14 protein-coding genes are annotated in these 18344 nt (G+C 59.6%); 6 read left to right on the top strand and 8 right to left on the bottom strand.

The features are described 5' to 3' along the window. The first annotated feature begins 97 nt into the window (after positions 1 to 97). The gene (locus tag O5O48_RS14725; protein WP_269687408.1) at positions 98 to 1828 is read left to right on the top strand and encodes an N-acyl-D-amino-acid deacylase family protein; all 1731 of its coding nucleotides are present in this window, start codon (positions 98 to 100) and stop codon (positions 1826 to 1828) included. A gap of 59 nt (positions 1829 to 1887) precedes the next feature. Here the strand turns inward: O5O48_RS14725 and O5O48_RS14720 are convergent, their stop codons facing one another. The 3 genes from O5O48_RS14720 to O5O48_RS14710 all read right to left on the bottom strand — a co-directional run bounded on the left by O5O48_RS14720 (position 1888) and on the right by O5O48_RS14710 (position 5269). Continuing rightward, positions 1888 to 3210 (bottom strand): amidohydrolase, encoded by a 1323-nt coding sequence (locus tag O5O48_RS14720; RefSeq protein WP_269687407.1) that lies wholly within the window; start codon positions 3208 to 3210, stop codon positions 1888 to 1890. Next, on the bottom strand, positions 3143 to 4234 hold the full coding sequence (locus tag O5O48_RS14715) for a helix-turn-helix domain-containing protein (RefSeq protein ID WP_269687406.1): 1092 nt from the start codon (positions 4232 to 4234) through the stop codon (positions 3143 to 3145). Before O5O48_RS14715 ends, O5O48_RS14720 begins: the two co-directional genes overlap by 68 nt. 114 nt (positions 4235 to 4348) lie before the next feature. Further along, the gene (locus O5O48_RS14710) at positions 4349 to 5269 is read right to left on the bottom strand and encodes an MBL fold metallo-hydrolase (RefSeq protein ID WP_269687405.1); all 921 of its coding nucleotides are present in this window, start codon (positions 5267 to 5269) and stop codon (positions 4349 to 4351) included. A 336-nt stretch (positions 5270 to 5605) separates the two neighbouring features. On the opposite strand from O5O48_RS14710, the gene O5O48_RS14705 reads away from it, so the two are divergent. Continuing rightward, the gene (locus O5O48_RS14705; protein ID WP_269687404.1) at positions 5606 to 7732 is read left to right on the top strand and encodes a TonB-dependent receptor family protein; all 2127 of its coding nucleotides are present in this window, start codon (positions 5606 to 5608) and stop codon (positions 7730 to 7732) included. Between the two features lie 104 nt (positions 7733 to 7836). Continuing rightward, positions 7837 to 7998 (top strand): hypothetical protein, encoded by a 162-nt coding sequence (locus O5O48_RS14700; RefSeq protein WP_269687403.1) that lies wholly within the window; start codon positions 7837 to 7839, stop codon positions 7996 to 7998. 21 nt (positions 7999 to 8019) lie between these two features. Here O5O48_RS14700 and O5O48_RS14695 read toward each other — a convergent pair whose 3' ends face one another. The 4 genes from O5O48_RS14695 to O5O48_RS14680 form a co-directional block, all read right to left on the bottom strand. Continuing rightward, the gene (locus O5O48_RS14695; protein ID WP_269687402.1) at positions 8020 to 10476 is read right to left on the bottom strand and encodes an EAL domain-containing protein; all 2457 of its coding nucleotides are present in this window, start codon (positions 10474 to 10476) and stop codon (positions 8020 to 8022) included. A gap of 13 nt (positions 10477 to 10489) precedes the next feature. Beyond that, entirely contained in the window at positions 10490 to 10921 is a 432-nt protein-coding gene (locus tag O5O48_RS14690) for a response regulator (protein ID WP_233049593.1), read from the bottom strand. After that, a complete protein-coding gene (locus O5O48_RS14685; RefSeq protein WP_269687401.1) occupies positions 10918 to 12894 on the bottom strand; it encodes a sensor histidine kinase in 1977 nt (658 codons plus the stop codon). The genes O5O48_RS14690 and O5O48_RS14685 overlap by 4 nt, the downstream gene beginning before the upstream one ends. A gap of 269 nt (positions 12895 to 13163) precedes the next feature. Next, positions 13164 to 14138 carry a hypothetical protein gene (locus O5O48_RS14680; protein ID WP_233049595.1) on the bottom strand — a complete coding sequence of 325 codons (975 nt, stop codon included), beginning with the start codon at positions 14136 to 14138 and terminating at the stop codon, positions 13164 to 13166. Positions 14139 to 14260: 122 nt separating this feature from the next. Here O5O48_RS14680 and O5O48_RS14675 point away from each other — a divergent pair, with 122 nt between their 5' ends. The 3 genes from O5O48_RS14675 (at position 14261) to arfB (ending at position 16531) form a co-directional block, all read left to right on the top strand. After that, positions 14261 to 15295 carry an Lnb N-terminal periplasmic domain-containing protein gene (locus O5O48_RS14675; protein ID WP_269687400.1) on the top strand — a complete coding sequence of 345 codons (1035 nt, stop codon included), beginning with the start codon at positions 14261 to 14263 and terminating at the stop codon, positions 15293 to 15295. Between the two features lie 14 nt (positions 15296 to 15309). Further along, on the top strand, positions 15310 to 16020 hold the full coding sequence (locus O5O48_RS14670) for a type 1 glutamine amidotransferase (protein ID WP_228245020.1): 711 nt from the start codon (positions 15310 to 15312) through the stop codon (positions 16018 to 16020). Between the two features lie 97 nt (positions 16021 to 16117). Then, entirely contained in the window at positions 16118 to 16531 is a 414-nt protein-coding gene (arfB, locus tag O5O48_RS14665) for an alternative ribosome rescue aminoacyl-tRNA hydrolase ArfB (RefSeq protein ID WP_269687399.1), read from the top strand. Positions 16532 to 16534: 3 nt separating this feature from the next. Here arfB and O5O48_RS14660 read toward each other — a convergent pair whose 3' ends face one another. After that, positions 16535 to 18280 (bottom strand): alkaline phosphatase D family protein, encoded by a 1746-nt coding sequence (locus tag O5O48_RS14660; RefSeq protein ID WP_269687398.1) that lies wholly within the window; start codon positions 18278 to 18280, stop codon positions 16535 to 16537. Positions 18281 to 18344: the final 64 nt, after the last annotated feature.

Raw genomic sequence — 18344 nt, 5'->3', positions numbered from 1 at the left:
AAGTTGCAGATTTGGCGGCGTGTCGCAAAATGTCAAGTTTTGCTCCGGGCTGTTGCCTAGTCTGACACTCTTAATAACAACAATAGAGGGTGTGGCCATGTTTGATGTGGTGATCAATAACGGCCGGTTTTTCGACGGTACAGGTGGCCCGTCTCGTTTGTGCAATGTGGCAATTCGTGATGGCGTGGTCGCAGACATCTCCGAGGGTCCGCTGGATGTAACCGGTGCCCGGGTTATCGATGCCGGCGGCTGCTGGGTCACGCCGGGCTTTATTGACACCCACACCCACTACGATGCTGAGCTCATCGTCGCGCCCAGTCTGTCGGAATCGGTGCGTCACGGCGTGACCACGGTCCTGGTAGGCAGCTGCTCATTGAGTATGGTCTGCTCCGACGCCGAAGATGCTTCTGATATCTTCACCCGGGTTGAGACCGTGCCACGTGAAAAGGTCCTGCCGATCCTGCAGCAGAACAAGACCTGGCGCACCCCCTCCGAGTGGGTAGCCTTCATTGAGCGCCAGCCACTGGGCCCTAACGTAATCAGCTTTCTGGGTCACAGTGATCTGCGGGTTGCGGTGATGGGCTTGCACCGTTCCACCGATCGCGCCGTGCGGCCAACCGAAGCTGAACTGCTGCGGATGGAATCGTTGCTGGAAGAGGCACTGGACGAGGGCTTTCTCGGCCTTTCGAGCATGTGCCTTAAGTGGGACAAGATCGATGGCGACCGCGAGTGGTCCAAGAGCCTGCCCAGCACCTACGCGCGCTGGAGTGAGGTAAAACGGTTGAATGCGCATCTGCGACGTCGTGGGCGAGTCCATCAGGGCGCGCCGAATGCTGCCAACCCGCTGCAAATTTTTCAGTACCTGGGCGAGGCGCTGGGCGTGCTGCGCAAGCCGCTGAAAACCACACTGATTTCCATGCTTGACCTCAAGGGCAACAAGACGGTTGCGCCGATGGCCAAACTGGCGGCGCGGGTAACCAATTTGCTGGGCGGCGATTTTCGCTGGCAGGTGTTGCCGACACCCTTTGCGATTTATGCCGATGGCATTGACCATGTGGTGTTCGAGGAGTTTGGTGCCGGCGAAATGGCGCGTAACCTGAAGACCGAGGTCGAGCAGAACGCGCTGTTCAAGGACGAGGCCTACCGGCGCAAATTTCGCAGGTTCTATTCGGAGAAGTTCTCGCCGCGCGTCTGGCAGCGTGACTTTGGCGACGCCATTATTCTTGATTGCCCCGAAAAGCGTTACGTGGGGCGAGACTTCGCCGAAATTGCTAATGAGAAGGGGATGCACGTAGTCGACCTGTTCCTCGATCTGATGGTCGAATACGGCCGCAAGCTGCGCTGGTTCACCATCATCGGCAACCACCGGGTTGACCGGCTGCGGGCCATGGTCAGCAACCCCGACACGCTGATCACCTTCTCGGATGCGGGTGCACACATTCGCAATATGGCGTTTTACAACCTGCCGCTGCGCTTTCTGCAGCTGATCAAGCAGTCAATCGACGAGGGAAACCCGGCCATGAGCCTGGAGCGAGCTGTACATCGCCTGACCGGCGAGCAGGCCCAATGGATGGGGATCGATGCCGGCACGCTGCGGGTGGGTGACCGTGCGGATGTGGTGGTGCTGGATCCGTCGCAGCTGGGTCAGCCGCTGGATATCGAAACGTGGGCAGAGATGGAGGGCTTTGGGCTGGAGCGCATGGTCAACCGCAACGCGGGCATCGTGCGCAACGTGCTGATCAACGGCAAGGTTGCAGTGGAAGAGGGCGAGCCGGTAGCCGAACTGGGCAAGGTTCAGGGCTTTGGCCGCTATTTGCGGGCGAGGTAAGAGCGGTTGCAGCAGCTCGTGCTGCCGGCCCGGATAACCCGGCGCCGGGCAGTCACAGATCAGTTATCGTTCTGTGTCTGTTGCAGGTAGTCGGTTGCGAGCATGCTCAGTGCCCGCACGCCGGTCACCAGCGCTGCGTCGTCGACCACAAAGCCGGGCGAGTGATTCGGCGCGGCCTTACCCATCTGGTCCATTGGCGTGACGCCCAGAAAGAAAAACAGGCCCGGTGCTTCGTTGGCATAGAACGAGAAGTCCTCCGAGCCGGTGACCATCGGCGATACCACCACCCGGCCCTGTGCTGCACGGCGCAGGGTCGGCAACATGCGCTCAGTCAGTGCGGGGTTGTTGGTGGTGGTCAGGTAATTGTCGATGATTTTTACCTCGGCGCTGGCCCCAGCCGCTTGTGCAATTCCCTTTGCCGTGCGCTCGATACGCTCGTTGACCTGTTGCTGGACGTCATCGCCGAAGGTTCGCACGGTGCCGGTCATGACAACCTCTTCGGGGATGATGTTGTGCCGGCTGCCGCCATGAATGGTGCCAATGGTGACGACCGCAGGAGCGGGCATGATATTGGTCTGCCGGCTGACAACGGTTTGCAGTCCGTTGATGATCTGCGCGCTGGTTACGATTGGATCGACCCCATCCCATGGCTGGGCACCGTGGGTTTGCTTGCCCTGAACGCGGATATGCAAATCACCTGAGCTGGCCATCACCGGGCCGCTGCGATAGCCGATCAGGCCGGTAGGCATGGCAGAGCTGACGTGCAAGCCAAAGACGGCATTTACCTGCGGATTCTTCATCACACCCGCTTCCACCAGTTGTCGGGCGCCGAAGTGACGCTCGCCATCGTAGGCATAGTCACTGGGGCCTTCTTCGGCAGGCTGAAAGATGAATTTCACGCTGCCCGGCAGCTCGTCCTTTACGCTGGCGAGGACTTCGGCGGCCGCCATCAGGATCGCAACATGGGCATCATGGCCACAGGCGTGCATGACCGGGCGCTCCTCACCCAGATACGGCTGGCGGACGTTGGATGCGAAGGGCAGACCTGTTGCCTCAAGCACTGGCAGGGCATCCATGTCGGCGCGTAAGGCGACCACCGGCCCCGGCTTGCCGCCCTTCAGCAGGCCGACTACACCGGTGGTTCCAACGCCGGTCTGTACGTCCATCCCGAGCCTGCGCAGGTGCTCGGCGACTAGCGCAGCGGTGCGGTGTTCCTGATTACCCAGCTCAGGGTGCTGGTGAATGTCATGGCGCCAGGCAATGGCTTTGGGCGCAATGGCCTCGGCGCCGCTGACCAGGCGTTCGTCGAGTGCGTTATCCGTGGCGTTGGCTGCCAGAGCCAGGGGCAGAAGCAGCGCCGGAAGCAGGGTGCGGCAGCGCATGGGAGCGTCCTCTTGTTTTGGTTGTTTCAGGGGTAAGGTGTGGGCGCAGCTGGCTCGGTGAGCAGCCGAACCACAGGCGAAACTGTCGATAGAACTGACTGGTCTGGCGATAGCCGAGTAACAGTGCAAGGGTGGCATCGGCATGACCGCTGTGCAGATACTCCAGACATAGCTGCTGGCGAACGCTGTCCAGCAGCGCACTGAACGGCCGCTGCTCGGCGGTCAGCCTGCGCTGCAGTGTACGAGGTGCCACCGCCAGCAGGCTGGCGCAGCGTGAGAGGCGGGTTTCACCGCGGGGCAGCAGCGCTGTCAGTAGCAATTGCACGGACTCGCTCCAGTTGTGGCCGGAATGGGAGCGAATCAGCTGACGCTCCCTGCGTGCGAGGCGCGCAATATTGGGTTGCGCAGTATTCAGCGCACGGGCCAGTTCCAGCGCAGGAAACCGGAGTTCAAGACGTTTGGCACCTGCGAGGATCTCCACCGGGACACGCAGCAGACGCCGGCAGGCTTCACACGCGGCGTCAGAGAAACCGGCCATGGCCGCGCCGGCCTGCTGCAAGCCCAGCCCCTGGCAGATGCGCAGCAGCGCATACAGGGTCGCCAGCAACTGCTGTTCGGTGGCCTCTGCCTCCGGCGTTGGCGTTACCACGATTCGGGCCTGTGCGCCGCTTTGCTCCAGCGCCAGACTGGCCAGGTCGCTGTTTTGCTGAAAGTAGCGCTGACTCAAATTGATGGCATCACGCAGGGTGCGGGCGTTGCCCAGATAGGTGGTTGCCAGAAAGGTTTCGGAATAGTTCAGATAGCTGAAGGCGCGGACCAGCAGCCACGGATCCTGCTGTTCCTCGGCCAGCTCTGTCACCAGCTGGCGAATGGCTGCCAGCGGCACACGCCGGGCATGGGGCTGCAGCGTCAGATGGCTGCGTTGCAGCGCCGCCTCCAGGCTGTTGGCCGGTACACAGGCACGCAGGCCCTTGACGATCTTGTCGAGGTGCTCGCTGGACGCGGTGGGTGCAGTCTGTGCCATGGCAAAGATTAACCGAGCTGCTGAAAGGGTTCGTCCAGTGTCGCGAGCCCGACGCAGGCAAGCAAGTGCGGATCGCGCCATCCTGTGCACATACGCCGCTGGCGCGGGAGTTGTTCAGGCCAGTTGGTAGCGATCCTCATGCTGAACCAGCCGACCATCGGCCAGCAGCTCGGCGAGGTGCTGGCTGATGGTCCTTCGCTCCGCGCCCTTAACCCAGGCTGCGTCGTATCCGGGCGGGTAGAGCAGACGTTGTTCAACCAGTTGGGACAAGGTGCGTGGACCGCTCCGCAGCATGGTCAGCAGCTTGCTCTCGCGCTCGGTCAATTTGGCAGTATAAATAGCCAGATCGTGCAGGAACTGTTCGCGGTCGGTGTAGATGCCGCGATGGTGCGAGGTGACCCAGACCTTGGCGGGAATGCGCGCAACGGCGTCCAGGCTGCGACGAAAATCCGCAAGGTTGGAGCAGGCGTCACCGTAGTAGGGACCGAATCCGGTCAGGTCGATATCACCGATAAACAGCACCTCTTCGGGCTCGATCAGCAGGGCGCAATGGCCTGCGGTGTGGCCGGGCAGGTGGAAGGCGGTGATACGGTTGCTGCCCAGATCCCAGAGCGCGCCGTCCTCATAGCCAATGGCGTCGGGGCGTGGGGTGTAATGGAACTTGCGCTCAAAGTTGGCGCGCATCGCGGCTGCCTGGCTCGGGTCCATGTCTCCGTAGGCAGCGAGCATGCCGTCCCAGCTCTGCACGGTCGGCAAGTCGTTGATATGAGCATGGACCGGCACATTGGGCAGCCGGTGCAGGCCTGCGATGTGGTCTTCGTGAACGTGCCCGAGCACCACCAGTTCGCTGTCGTCGAAGGCGGCGCCAATATGGTTGGACACCAGCGGGGTATCCAGCGCCGTACGGACCTCGCTACCGCGAATCAGGATCTGATTGCCGTCCGGGTACTTGCCGCTGCGCTCGCCGAAATAGACCGAGACACGGCCGAAGTCACGATGGCTGACGGGGAGTTGAGCGGATTCCTGAACTGGCATGTCGGCGTCCATTTTGGCTTGCCGCGACAAGGGCGGGCGATTGTTGTTGGATGTCCTTGTTACGGCAAGCTGCCGCACCTCGTCAAGTTTGGCGGCGCTGGTAATCGGGGAATACCGCCTTGCGAAGGGGTGCATGAACGCCCTGATGACCGTTGGCCGCTCTGGAATGCGGCTTCCGCGAGAGTTGTGCGCTGCACTCGCCAGCGGCTCTTGTCAGCAGGGGGCTGATCCGTGTGAAACCGGCGCAGTTGCTGGCATTGCGCTTGGTTGTTCGCGCAGGGGAAACCAGTAAAATGCGCCGTTCGCACTGTTCCTGTCTGCTGCTGGAGTTGCCGCATGTCCAATCTGTTAACCCCGCCGTCACGTTTGGCGCCGCTGTGTCTGGCCTGCCTGCTGGGCTCTCCTGCAATTGCTCAGGCGCAAGCTGTTACCGAACTGGACGCCGTGACGGTAACCGGCGAGACGTTTGATGAGATTGCCAGAGCGCGTGAAGCGCTGAGCGAGGTGCCCGGCGGCACTAATGTGGTCGACATGCAGCAGGTTGAACAGGGACGGGTGGCTGGCGTGGCCGATGTGCTGGCCTATCAGCCGGGCGTATATGCCCAGTCGCCAGGTAACGAAGGTGTGAAGATCAGTATTCGCGGCTCGGGAATCAACCGCGGCCCGGGAGCGCATGCGTCGGGTAATCATATCCTGCTCGATGGCCTGCCGCTGACCGGTTCGGGCGGTACGCCGTATGAGCTGCTGGAGCCCCTGTGGCTCAGTCGCGCCGAGGTACTGCGCGGGGCCAACGGCTTTGAGCGCGGCGCACTGGCACTGGGCGGGGCGGTTGATTACATCACCCGCAGCGGGTTTGATGCGCCGCGTCTGCAGCTGCGCATGGAGGCGGGCAGCGACGGTTACCTCAAGCGCCACATCGCATCCGGTCAGGTAATCGGTGATCTGGATTATTACGTGGGTATCACCGACCTGCACTACGACGGTCAGCAGGATCACGCCGCCGGCAGCGGCAAGGGTGTGGTCGCCAACGTCGGCCTGCAGCTGACGCCGGATCTGGAAACCCGTTTCTACCTGCGTTATCGGGAGACCGAGCATCAGACGCCGGGCCGCCTGACCCAGTCGCAGATGGACGATGATCCGACTCAAGCCAACGCCGGAAATATCGCCCGTGATGCCAAGCGTGAGCAGCCGGGCAGCACCTGGCTGGCAAACAAGACCACGCTGCGACTCGACGACTTCAGCACGCTGGAAATGGGGCTGGTTTATCACCATTATCCGATGGACCTGATGGAAAGCCCGTACCGCATCCGGGTGGATTACAGCGACGTCAGCGCCACCCTGAACTATAAGCGCGAACACGAGCTGTTTGGCCTTAACTCAAACACCACTGTCGGCTGGCGCACCACCACCAATCTGCCCAGCAGCGATGCGAAGGAAACGGCCTACCAACCGCTTAACGCAGACGGTACTGTCTACCCGGTAGGCACCCTGATGCGCGAATACACCCATCAGGGCTCGGACAACGTATTGCACGTCAGCAACGAATTGGAGCTGGCACCACGCCTGTGGTTGAGCAGCGGACTGGCGCTGATCTACACCCAGCGTGAGGTCGAGGTGACCTGGCCGGACACCGATGAGAAGCTCAACGAAGGCACCTGGGACTACGCGCCGCGTCTGGGGCTGCGTTATCAGCTGGAGTCCGGTAGCGAGGTCTACGGCAACTTGTCCCGTTCGGTTGAGCCGCCGCACCCGTGGTCGATGATCTGGGGCTCACCGACGCGCTTCCCAGTCAGCAACCAGCCCTGGAGCAACCGTCAAAGCACCCCGGTCAGTCTGGATAACCAGACCGCGACGACCTTTGAAGTGGGTGCGCGTGGAGATTCGCTCGTCGGTTTGTGGGATCTGGCCTGGTACTACTCGCGGGTCAATCACGAACTGCTGACCATCGAGATCGAGCCCAACATCTTTGCCGAGTCAAATGCCAGCGCGACCGTGCATCAGGGTATCGAGGCGGGATTGACCAGCACCCTGTGGCAGGGCGACGAGCTGGGCGCGCTGGCGCTGCGTCAGGCGTATACCTTCAGTGATTTCCACTACCGTGACGACGACACCTTTGGCAGTAATGCGCTGCCGGGACTGCCGCGTCATTACTACCAGGGTGAGCTGCGCTATCAGCATCCGGTCGGTGTTTACGTAGGGCTAAATGCCCAGTTTGCATCCAAGGTGCCGGTGGATTACGCCAACTCCTGGAATGCCGATAGCTACACGATTTTTGGCGCTACCTTGGGATACGATGCGCCCAAGGGCGACTGGCAGACCTGGCTGGAGCTGCGCAATCTGACTGATGAGCACTACGCCGCAACCGTGACGCCCGGGTATAACGACAACGGCATGGAAGCGGCGCGTTTGACGCCCGGTGAGGGCTTTGGCGTTTATACAGGATTATCCTGGAGTTGGCTGTAACTCCCGGGTGAGCTGTTGACCGCTCATCAAGTCAGCTGGAACCTGACGCAGGGTTTGCTTGACTGAATTAACAGGTACACGTCGATTCTGTCAGGAGGTACGCCATGTCATTTGATCAACAGCACCCGGGCGAGAATAACCTGCCGCATTCACCGCTGCCTGAGCTTGAGCCGCCGCATAGCCGTTGGGAAGGTCCGCTGGAGGGTGAGGAGCTCAATGAGCTGGATGCGGGCGATTTCTGTCATCGGCTGCGTGAAGAAGACTAAGCGGGAGCTACCGAGGCTAGCTCAGACGGTCAGTGCAGCGGCACTTTCCAGCCTGTCCAGGGGGACGGGTTTGCTCAGATAGTAGCCCTGTACCATGTCACAGCCCAGCGCGCGCAGTGTTTCAAGTTGTGCCGCTGTCTCTACGCCCTCGGCGATGACCTGCAGGTCCAGCTTGTGGGCAAGCAGGGTGATGGCTTCGACAATAGCAAGATCGTTGAGGTCATCCGGCAGCCCCGATACGAAGGTGCGGTCTATCTTCAAGACATGCAGTGGCAGGCGCTTGAGGTAGGCCAGCGAGCAGTAGCCTGTACCAAAATCGTCAATGGCTACAGTAACGCCAAGATCCCTGAGCGCCCCGAGTGTGGAGCGGGAAGACTCGAGATCATTGATCAACATCTGTTCAGTGATTTCCAGCTCGAGTTGCTCTGCCGGCAGCCCGGTATCGCGCAGCACCGCCGCTACCTGCTCGGCAAGGCGCTGAGAGGAAAACTGGCGCGCTGACAGGTTGACCGACACCCGTGGCGCCTGTCCGAGCTCTGCTGCAAGGCGAAGCATATCCTGGCAGGCCTGGCGCAGAACCCACAGACCAACGTCGTCGATCAGCCCGGTTTCTTCCAGCAAGGGAATGAAATCATTCGGTGCAACCAGTCCGTGTCTGGGGTGATGCCAGCGAATCAGGGCTTCAACACCGGTTACCTTTCCGCATTCGAGATCAGCCTGGGGTTGGTAGTGCAGTACAAACTCGTTACGTTCCAGTGCCCGGTGGAGCTCTGACTCCAGTGCCAGCAGCCGTTGCTGGCGCTCGTTCATGGCTGGTGCATAAAAGCGGAAAGAGCGTCCACCGAGCGCCTTGCTTTGATACATCGCGGAGTCGGCATTGCGCAGCAGGGTTTCGACGTCATCGCCATCGTCCGGATAGACCGCAATACCGGCGCTGAAGCTGACGAAGATATCCTGACGGGCAATACGTACCGGCTGTTCAAAAGCCCTTTTTACCTTGTCGAGTATGCTGGTGATGGTGTCTGCGTCGTTCAGGTCGTTAGCTACGATGACAAACTCATCACCGCCATAGCGGGCAAGAATATCGTTTGACCGAATGTGCCGGCCAAGCCGAACACCTACCTGCTGCAGGAGTTGATCACCGATGCTGTGGCCAAGACTATCGTTGACCCGCTTGAAGTTGTCCATGTCCAGAAAGATGACAGCTGTGAGGTGATTGAGCCGTGCTGAGCGCTGGATTTCCGTTTGCAACTGTTCGGCCAGCAGAACCCGGTTGGCCAGCCCGGTCAGCAAGTCATGTGTCGCCTGATGCTGAAGTTGAGCCTCGAATTGCTTACGCTCGCTGATATTGCGGGCGATGGTCGAGTAGTAGGCAATACGCCCGTTCTGATCACGATGCGACATGACAACCTGGTGCAGGTAAATCTGTTGCCCGGCACTATCCTGAAGCACTGACTCGCGTTCCCAGACTCCGTGCTTTTCGGCCTGGGCGAGGGCTCCACGAATCAGTACTTTTGCTGCGTTAAGGGCATTGTGAGTTTTTGCTTCACCGGTCGCGACGTCAGGCAGGCTCAGCGATCTGGCCAGCAGCGCGTGGCCAGCCTTGTTGAGATAGAGCACCTCGCCACTGGCATCGGCTACGGCAACTATGTCAGTGGTCGCTTCAAGAATGGCGTTAAGGCGGGAGCGGTCCTCTTCGGCGAGCACGCGCTCGGTAATGTCGCGGCCAGTGGATACGAAATGAGTTATCTGCCCGGCGGGGTTGACTAGAGGGGTTATTACCTTTTCCTCGAAGAACGCCTCGCCGCTTTTCTTGCGGTTGATGAGCGTGCCCCGATACACCTGTTTACTTAGGATGGTATTCCACAACTCGGCATAGGCGGATGGGTCCTGATCGGCTGATTTGAGCAGATCAGGTGTCTGCCCCTGGGTACTTTCGGCGGTGTAGCCTGTCATGTGCTCGAAAGCGGGGTTTACATATTCGAACTGGCCGTCACGGCTGGTGATGAAAATACTGTCTGCAGCCTGTTCTACCGCCTGGGACAGTTTGCGCAGTCCGTCTTGCGCAATACGATGTTTTTTCTGCAGGGCCTGTTCGGTGATGGCCCGTTCTACCGAGGGCGCCAGGCGCGTGAGGTCGTGCTTGCCGATAAAGTCCTGGGCGCCGGCCTTGATTGCGGCGACTGCGGCTTTTTCACCCAAGGTGCCGGATACGAATACAAAAGGTATGTCTGGATCAAGTTCGCGCACTATGCGAAGGGCAGTGACACCGTCAAACAGCGGCATACTGTGGTCGGACAGCACTACGTCCCACTGTTCGGATGCCAGGCGCTGGCGCAGTTCTGGTTCGGACTCTATACGGTCCCACTCAAGAACAATGCCATGCGTTTGCATGTGATGGACGATTAGCAGAGCATCGTCTTCATTGTCCTCCAGCATCAGGACCTTCCAGCGGCTGCCTGTTACGTCTCCACCCATGATAGCGCTCCGATCAGGTGTCCATTGCGGGTTGATTGAGGCCAAGCCAATAGCTGCCCAACTGCTGGGCGACAGCGATAAATTCTTCAAAGTCCACCGGTTTGCGAACGTAACTGTTGGCACCCGATTGATAGGCCTGCAAGCGATCGCTTTCCTCCAGTGAAGAAGTCAGAATTACCACCGGGACCATACGCGTGCTGTCGTTGGAACGCAGTTCGCGCAGGACATCCAGCCCATTGAGCTTGGGCAAGTTGAGGTCAAGCAAGATCAGTGCAGGCGCAAGCTGTACTTGAGCATTCTGCGCGCCAAAAAGCTTCGCCAGTGCCTGCTCGCCATCCTCTGCAACGACCACTGGCGTCCGGATACGGTTGTTGTGCAGAGCATGCAGCATCAAGGCCACATCGTCCTGATTGTCCTCCACAAGCAATATCGGCTTTTCCATCATTGCTCGCTCCTTGCGCGTTTGAATCGTATATAGAATGTCGCTCCGTGGCCCTCGCTGGATTCGGCCCAGATACTGCCACCCAACTTGTTCATGACCCGCGCGATAGAGGCCAGACCGATTCCGGTCCCGGGAAATGCGCTTGCGCTGTGCAGGCGCTGAAACGGCGTGAATAGTTTGTCAGCATAGCTCATGTCAAACCCGACGCCATTGTCGCGTACGAACACCACGTCGCCTTCAGGGTCGTCGATACGGCCGATCTCGATTCGCGGCTCTGCGGTATTGCCGGTGAACTTGAACGCGTTACCGAGGAGATTATCCAGCGCTACACCGAGTAGCGCTGGATCTGCCTGAACTCTGATGTTCGGTTCTATCTGCACGTCAATCCGGCGCTCCGGCTGGCTTTCTTGCAGCCGCTCGGCTATTGCTGCAGCAGTGCGACTCAGGTCGAGGCTGGCAAGCTTGACCTCGGCGCGCGTTACTCGGGCCAGCATCAGAAGGTCATCGATCAGGCGGCTCATGTTCTGCGCAGCCTTGCGGATCCGATTGAAGTAGTCGGTTTCCTGGGCGTCGAGTTTGCCTTCAAGGCTACTTTGGAGAATCTTGCTAAAACCGTCGATCGCCCTGAGTGGCGCGCGTAAGTCGTGGGATACCGAGTAGCTGAAAGCTTCCAGTTCACTGTTAACGGCCTGCAGTTCGTTGTTCTGTTGGGCCAGGCTTTCGTTAAGCTGGCGGATCTTGCGTTCGGTGGTGCGGCGTTCGGTAGCGTCCCGAATGGCGCAGAAAACCAGCTTGCTATCGGCTGTTTGAATAGAGCTCAGGCTGATTTCAACGGGCAAATGGCTTCCATCCTTACGTCGTGCATACAAACTGAGCCCCAGGCCCATCGAACGGGATTTGGGCTCCATCATGTAGCCACTGCGGTGCTGTACGTGGCGCTCGGCAAGGTTTGTCGGAATAAGCACTTCCACTTTCTGGCCAACCAGTTCCTGCTCCGCATAGTCGAACATGACAGTAGTCTGCTCGTTTGCCAGGGTGATATTGCCGTCGGTATCGGTGATGATGATGGCATCCGGTGCCGCTTCAATCATCGCGCGAAACATCTTTTCATTACTTGCCATACTTTGTTCAGTGGCTCGGCGCTGGGCGATGGTACGGGCCAGCAGCAGCGAGAGCATGGCGAACAAGAGGATGACGAGGGCTGCAGCCTGCCAGAAAATCCGGCCGGCGTTCTGGCTGGTGCCCAATAGCTGTTTATTAGCGAGCTCGGAGACAATGTACAGCTTGCCTAGCGACTGACTCAGGGGGATATCGTTGCGGGGGTCGAAGTCGACGCTGACGAAGCGGTACATGGCATCGTCGGACACGGCACTGCCATCGTTGTCTTCCCGTATCATCTGGCTCCACAGGGACACGTGCTGCTGTGACAGGTTGGCGCTACTACGTTCCGGCAGCATGAACCCCCATGTTATTGCGGGATCGCTTGCCTTTAGCCAGTAACCGTTGGCGTTCACCAGCCAGAGTGCCGCCTTATTGGGCTTGTCTAGCGAGGCCAGCGCGTCGAGCAAATATTGGCCGCGGTAATTGATGACCAGCAGGCCCCTGGTTTGCCCGTCGGCATCGGCAATTGGGGTGGCGACGCGAATTGTCGGTTGAAATGGGCGCTCGATTTCGCCGTTTTCCATATTGAGGTCGAACGGAGACAGGTAAACGCTGCCCACTGGCTGCTGCAGACCGAGCTGAACATAGTAGCGTTGACTTTTGTCCTGCAGGCGTGTCGACGGTAGAGCCAAAGGCTGCCCGTCGGTCAGCTCCACGCGTATGTGTTCGTGTCCGTTCAGGTCCAGCAGGCGGATCTGGTAGTACTGCGGGTGGTATCGCTGGAAGGTCTCAAAAGTTGACGTTGCCTGTTCGTCCGATTGCATCAAGGCGAGCTGGCCGGCGAGGTAAAGGGCATCGGCCTGAATGCGGGACAACCGACTACTCAGCAGACTCTGTGCGGACTCTACCTGTGCCTGCTGCTCTATCGCCGCGGTGCCCCGCGCCATCTGACGCTGGTTGTGCATCAAGGCACTGGTCACGATGACGGTCAGTAGGGTCAGTGGCAACCAGATAAGGAAAAAGTACTGAAGTACGTATTTACCCTGTTCCATGCGGATCGGCATCGTATCTTCATCCCTGGAGCTCGTGAGTAACGCTAGTCACAATCGTCGCTCAGTATAGGTTATGCCTCTGATCCTGCATTTTATTCACGCGTCAGGTGTGCCCTGAACAACATTTCCAGTCGCAGACTGATGGCCCAGCGCGGCTTGAAATCGGCTTCACGCGGGAAGTGCAACGCGGGCACAATATCCCAGTAGAGGTACTGGCGATGGATGTCGCGCCGATAGTCGGCCTGCAGGTAATAGTCGTTGACCCTTGGGTTTGAGGAGCTGCCGCCGACTATGACCGCCGAGTAGCGAATGGCACTGCGTTTGCCCAATACCTTGTTGAGTTGCGCACTCTGCGAGAATTCAAGTTGGTCGTAATCCTCCTGCCATTGCAGCTGGCTGACAAAGCGCAGGTGGCGTGTGCTGTCCAGTGGTCGGCCAACGTCCCAGCGCGAGCGAGCAGAGTAGCCGTCATGCTCGAACCAGGAGGCGCGATTGTAGCTGGATAGTTGCCATGGGCTGTCGCCCAGTTGCCAGAGCCGCTCAGCGCTGTAGCGCAGGTACGGATTGACCGGCCAGTGCAGTTTTACCCCCGCGCCAACACGGGTTTGCCAGCCTTCGCGTTTGTCGCGGCTGCCCAGTCTGCTCAGGCCAGCGACGGTATCGCCAAGGCCATCGGTGTCATTACGCAGCCGTTCGGCGCCTTGTTCTTCAAGGGTGCCTCGGCTCTCCTCGGGATCACTCTCGATAATCAGCCGCAGCCGCTCTTCTGTGGTTGGTACATCGAGTTTGAAGCGGATGCCGGGGTCGATATCAAACTCTTCGGATTCGGCCCAGTCGAAGTCAGTACTCAGGCGCAGGTAGGACTCGTTGTCGACGCTGTCGCTGTCGATGGTGCCAAAAAAACCGTCGATGTTGCGGGCGGTGTTGTCGACCCAGCGCGTCACGCTGTCGTGGATCGGGGTAATGGTATCGATCGCCCAAGGGGAGAGATCGGAATCATTCGTTTCGTCTGCGCCGGTCACGCCGGCGGTTAACAGCAACATCAATGCAAAGATCTGTCTGCCCATGCTGTTTCTCCTTTCCCCTGGCTGCAGTATAGCCACTAAGGCAGATGGCACCGGGGCGCCAAGGGTGTAGACTTCGCTCCTGTAGGGCGCTGTATTCAACGGCGATCCGTTGGGGAGGCGTCATGCTGGAGACAGTGCAGGCTTTGATGGTAGTGCTGGTATCGCTTTGGGCGATCCCCGCGCTGTGGTTCCATCGCCCGCGACGTCTGTGGTTACGATATGTGCCACTCGGTTGCTGGGTGCTGGTCATGACGCTGGTACTCAGTCTGACCTCACGCGGCGAGGCCATTGACGCGCTGCTGTGCTTCCTGGCTGCTTTTGGCCCCTTGCTGCTGTGGTGGCGAGGCGTGCTGCCCAAAGGCAACTGTGACTGGGCGGACGATATGGCCTATACGACCACTGGGACTGTCGACGGGGACGTTCTGCGATTGCAGCGGGTGCGTTGCTTCGAGTGGCGCAGTGCCGACGATTACGATATCCGCTGGCAGAGTCGTGAATACGCGCTTTCGACGCTGCAATCGGTAGACATGTTTCTGTCATTCTGGGGCCATCGCTCAATCGCGCATATGCTGGTTTCCTTCGGGTTTGCCGATGGCCGATATTCGACCTGGTCGGTCGAAATTCGCCGCGCCCGCGGTGGTGATTACTCGGCGATTGCAGGCTTCTTCAAACACTTCGAACTCAACATCGTCGCCAGTGAAGAGCAGGATATCGTCAAGGTACGCACCAACCACCGGGATGAGGATATGTACCTGTATCGCACCCGATTGACACCTGCCGCCGGCCGCGCGTTGCTGCTGGGCTACGTCGAGGTTGCCAATCGGCTGGCGGTGTCGCCGCGCTTCTATCACACGCTGCACGCCAACTGCACCAACGTTGTCTTCCGGCTGATGCAACGCATTCGTCCTGATCTGCGTTCGGATATCCGCTTGCTGCTCAGTGGTTTTCTGGACAACTACGTATACCATCAGGGTGGCTTGCAGCCCGGTTATTCGCTGGCCGAGTTAAAGCGGCTCGGGCGAATAACAGAACGGGCAAGGGCGGTGACTGGAGACGAGGATTTCTCAGCCTGCATCCGCAAGGGCGTGCCGGGCTGTGAGGATGAGTTCAAGGCAGGACGCCATGATCAAGCTGCTGGCGTGACGGCGCCGTTTTGATGGAAGGAATTAGCATGAAAGTAGGTCTGTTGCAGTGTGATGATGTGAACGAGCTCCTGCTGCCCGCGCACGGAAACTACCCGGAGATGTTCGAACTGGCACTGCGCAAGCGTTTGCCGCAGATGGACTACCGTATCTACCCGGCCCACAAGGGTGAGTTGCCCGGCGATCCGCATGAGTGCGATCTGTATGTGATCAGCGGCAGCAAGCATGGCGTCTACGAGCAGCTGGACTGGATTCGCTCACTTGAAGGTTTTATCGCCACTCTGTGGAGCGAGCGCAAACCGCTGATCGGGGTCTGCTTCGGGCATCAGGTTATGGCCACGGCAATGGGGGGCGAGGTTCGCAAGTCTGAGCGTGGCTGGGGCGTTGGCGTGTCCTTTAACCAGATCCATGAGCCCAAGCCATGGATGCAGCCGATCCAGGACAAGATCGATCTGATCGTCAGTCATCAGGACCAGGTCGTTGAGTTGCCGCCCCATGCGCAAGTTATCGCCGGCAGTGATTTCTGCCCGAATTACCTGTTGCAGTACGGCGATCACTTTCTCAGTGTTCAAGGCCATCCGGAGTTCGAAAAAGCTTATTCCGAGGCCTTGATGGATATGCGCACGGCGTCAATACCGCCCGCTCGGGTACGCGCCGGCAAGGCGTCTCTGCACGCTGCTGTGGACAGCGACCTGATGTTCGACTGGATTATCAACTTCGTTCAGCAAGCCCGCGGTTGATAGGGTTTTGCCTGTCGCGCAGCATCGGCGTATGCTGCGCGGGTTGACATCTGCGCGGGAGCGCCGGTGTTTCAGCTCATACACCAACGGTGGCGCCATGATTTATATCTCCAACCAGGTTCAGCTCGGCGACTGGGAAGTCGAGATGACCGCTGTGCGCGCACAGGGCGCGGGCGGTCAGAACGTCAACAAGGTGTCCAGCGCAATCCATCTGCGCTTCGACATCAATAACTCCAGCCTGCCGCTGTTCTACAAGGAGCGCTTGCTGGCGCTGCGTGACTCGCGCATTACCGGTGATGGCGTGATCATCATCAAGGCTCAGCAGTTCCGTACCCAGGAAATGAACCGCGAAGACGCCCTCAACCGGCTGCGCGAGCTGATTCTGGCTGCCAGCGTAGTGCAGAAGAAGCGCCGCCCGACCCGTCCGACCCGCAGTTCGCAGGTCAAACGGGTGGAAGGCAAGGTCAAGCGCGGTCAGACCAAGCAGCTGCGCGGCAGGGTCGACATCTAAGTTTCAGCTGAGCGTCGGCACCAGAACCCGGTTTGCAGCGCCTGGCAAGGTGCGCAGGCTTTTGGCCCGGCTAGTGTCCAGGTTCCAGGTTGACGACTTCACTGTATCCACGAAGCGCCAGTCTGCGACTGCATCATTGGTGGTGAGGGTGACGACCAGATATCCGCGCTGATTGGCATTCAGGTATTCCAGAGCGTCGACCAGCGTCGTGATCGCCTGTTCGGCGCCCGGCACTTCGGCATCGCTCAGACCCAGATACTCTTCGAGCCCGGGCGAGCTGACTGAGGCGGTGGCAAATTCCACACCGACGGCATCGCCGCTGAGGGTGGCCAGATTGTTGGCCCAGGCATTGTGGGTGTCGCCCGCCAACACAATCAGGTTCTGGTTCAGACCGCGTGCGGTGCCCAGCAATACTTCCCGCTCATAGGCATAGCCATCCCAGGCATCGAGGTTGTACGGGATAACGGTCTCGATACGCGCTATTTCTTCAGAGGTCAGAGTCGGATCGCCGGCCTGCCGACGCAGTTTGATGGTTACCAACTCGGTGAGCATCGTGGTCAGCTCACCTGAACCCAGGCTCTGCAGCGCGGTCAGCATCTCCGCCGGCAGCAGCATGCGGCCCATGAGGATCTGTTGGCCCAGCACCTGCCAGATGGCAGTCGAGGTCGCGAGCTGGGTCTGCAGCCAGTTCAGCTGTGTCTGGCCGAGCAGGGTGCGGTTGCTGTCGCTGACATCGGCTGCAAAAGCCGTTGCGTCAAACCCGCTGGCGCCGATGTAGTTGGCGTAGTCCAGTTGCTCATCGCGGCCGATTATCCGGGTGTCCAGCATATGCAGACTGACCAGGTCGCCGAAGTCGAAGCGGCGATAGATGGTTTCCTCGTCGTTAGCCGAAGCAGGGCGCACCGGCATCCATTCAAAATAAGCCTGCAGGGCCGCCAGCTTGCGGGCGGTAAAGTCGCCTTCTCCCTCGTTGTGGTTTTCTGCGCCGTCACGCCAGGTATCATTGGCCACTTCATGGTCATCCCACACGGCGATAAAGGGCGCAGCGGCGTGCAGCGACTGCAGGTCGGTGTCGGTGCGATACAGCGCATAACGGCGACGATAGTCCGTCAGCGTGAGGATTTCGCCAGCGTTGTTGTCGGGCAGCAAGCGGCCAAGGGCTGCGGCGTCTTCGGTGGCGTAGCCGCCGTTGCCGTACTCGTAAATGTAATCGCCGAGGTGAATGACTGCGTCCAGCTCTGACTCTGCTGCTGCCGCGGCGTAGACATGGAAATAACCGGCCGGGTAGTTGGAGCAGGACATTACCGCGAAGCGCACCTGATCGATGCTGCCTGCCGGCAGGGTTTTCATTCGGCCGACCGGCGAGATTACATCAGCAGCCTTGAACCGGTAGTAGTAGGTGGTACCTGGCAACAGGTTCTGCGCATCGACCTTCAGGGTGTAATCCCGCGCAGCGCCGGTGGTTGCTGTGCCGCTGTGAACCAGGTCGGTGAATGCCGCGTCAGTCGCTATTTCCCAGCCGACACTGATGTCGGCGCTGCGGCCATCGAGCGGAGTCACACGGGTCCAGATGATGACGCGGTCAGCGAGCGGGTCCCCGCTGGCTACGCCGTGATTGAAGCTCAGCTCGCGAGCAGCGTCGTCTGAAGAACTGCTGGAAAGGCAGCCTTGAAGGCCGCTGGATACCACGATGGTGCCGACAGCGAGCGCTGATGCACGAAGAAAATCACGCCGGTTGAGTCCGCTCATTTCCTGCTCCTGATGATGTTTGGGCTGGGGCAGAAGGGTGGCAGTGTGGTGTGACAGGCTGACG

Source organism: Halopseudomonas sp. MFKK-1, assembly GCF_027474385.1.
In the GTDB taxonomy this organism is placed as follows: Bacteria; Pseudomonadota; Gammaproteobacteria; order Pseudomonadales; family Pseudomonadaceae; genus Halopseudomonas; species Halopseudomonas aestusnigri.
This window is presented reverse-complemented; position numbering and strand designations above follow the sequence as displayed.

Bases quoted from the DNA above. Each gene is read 5' to 3' on its own strand.
- O5O48_RS14725 (WP_269687408.1), top strand. From the start codon at position 98: ATGTTTGATGTGGTGATCAATAACGGCCGGTTTTTCGACGGTACAGGT.
- O5O48_RS14720 (WP_269687407.1), bottom strand. From the start codon at position 3,210: ATGCGCTGCCGCACCCTGCTTCCGGCGCTGCTTCTGCCCCTGGCTCTG.
- O5O48_RS14715 (WP_269687406.1), bottom strand. From the start codon at position 4,234: ATGGCACAGACTGCACCCACCGCGTCCAGCGAGCACCTCGACAAGATC.
- O5O48_RS14710 (WP_269687405.1), bottom strand. From the start codon at position 5,269: ATGCCAGTTCAGGAATCCGCTCAACTCCCCGTCAGCCATCGTGACTTC.
- O5O48_RS14705 (WP_269687404.1), top strand. From the start codon at position 5,606: ATGTCCAATCTGTTAACCCCGCCGTCACGTTTGGCGCCGCTGTGTCTG.
- O5O48_RS14700 (WP_269687403.1), top strand. From the start codon at position 7,837: ATGTCATTTGATCAACAGCACCCGGGCGAGAATAACCTGCCGCATTCA.
- O5O48_RS14695 (WP_269687402.1), bottom strand. From the start codon at position 10,476: ATGGGTGGAGACGTAACAGGCAGCCGCTGGAAGGTCCTGATGCTGGAG.
- O5O48_RS14690 (WP_233049593.1), bottom strand. From the start codon at position 10,921: ATGATGGAAAAGCCGATATTGCTTGTGGAGGACAATCAGGACGATGTG.
- O5O48_RS14680 (WP_233049595.1), bottom strand. From the start codon at position 14,138: ATGGGCAGACAGATCTTTGCATTGATGTTGCTGTTAACCGCCGGCGTG.
- O5O48_RS14675 (WP_269687400.1), top strand. From the start codon at position 14,261: ATGCTGGAGACAGTGCAGGCTTTGATGGTAGTGCTGGTATCGCTTTGG.
- O5O48_RS14670 (WP_228245020.1), top strand. From the start codon at position 15,310: ATGAAAGTAGGTCTGTTGCAGTGTGATGATGTGAACGAGCTCCTGCTG.
- arfB (WP_269687399.1), top strand. From the start codon at position 16,118: ATGATTTATATCTCCAACCAGGTTCAGCTCGGCGACTGGGAAGTCGAG.
- O5O48_RS14660 (WP_269687398.1), bottom strand. From the start codon at position 18,280: ATGAGCGGACTCAACCGGCGTGATTTTCTTCGTGCATCAGCGCTCGCT.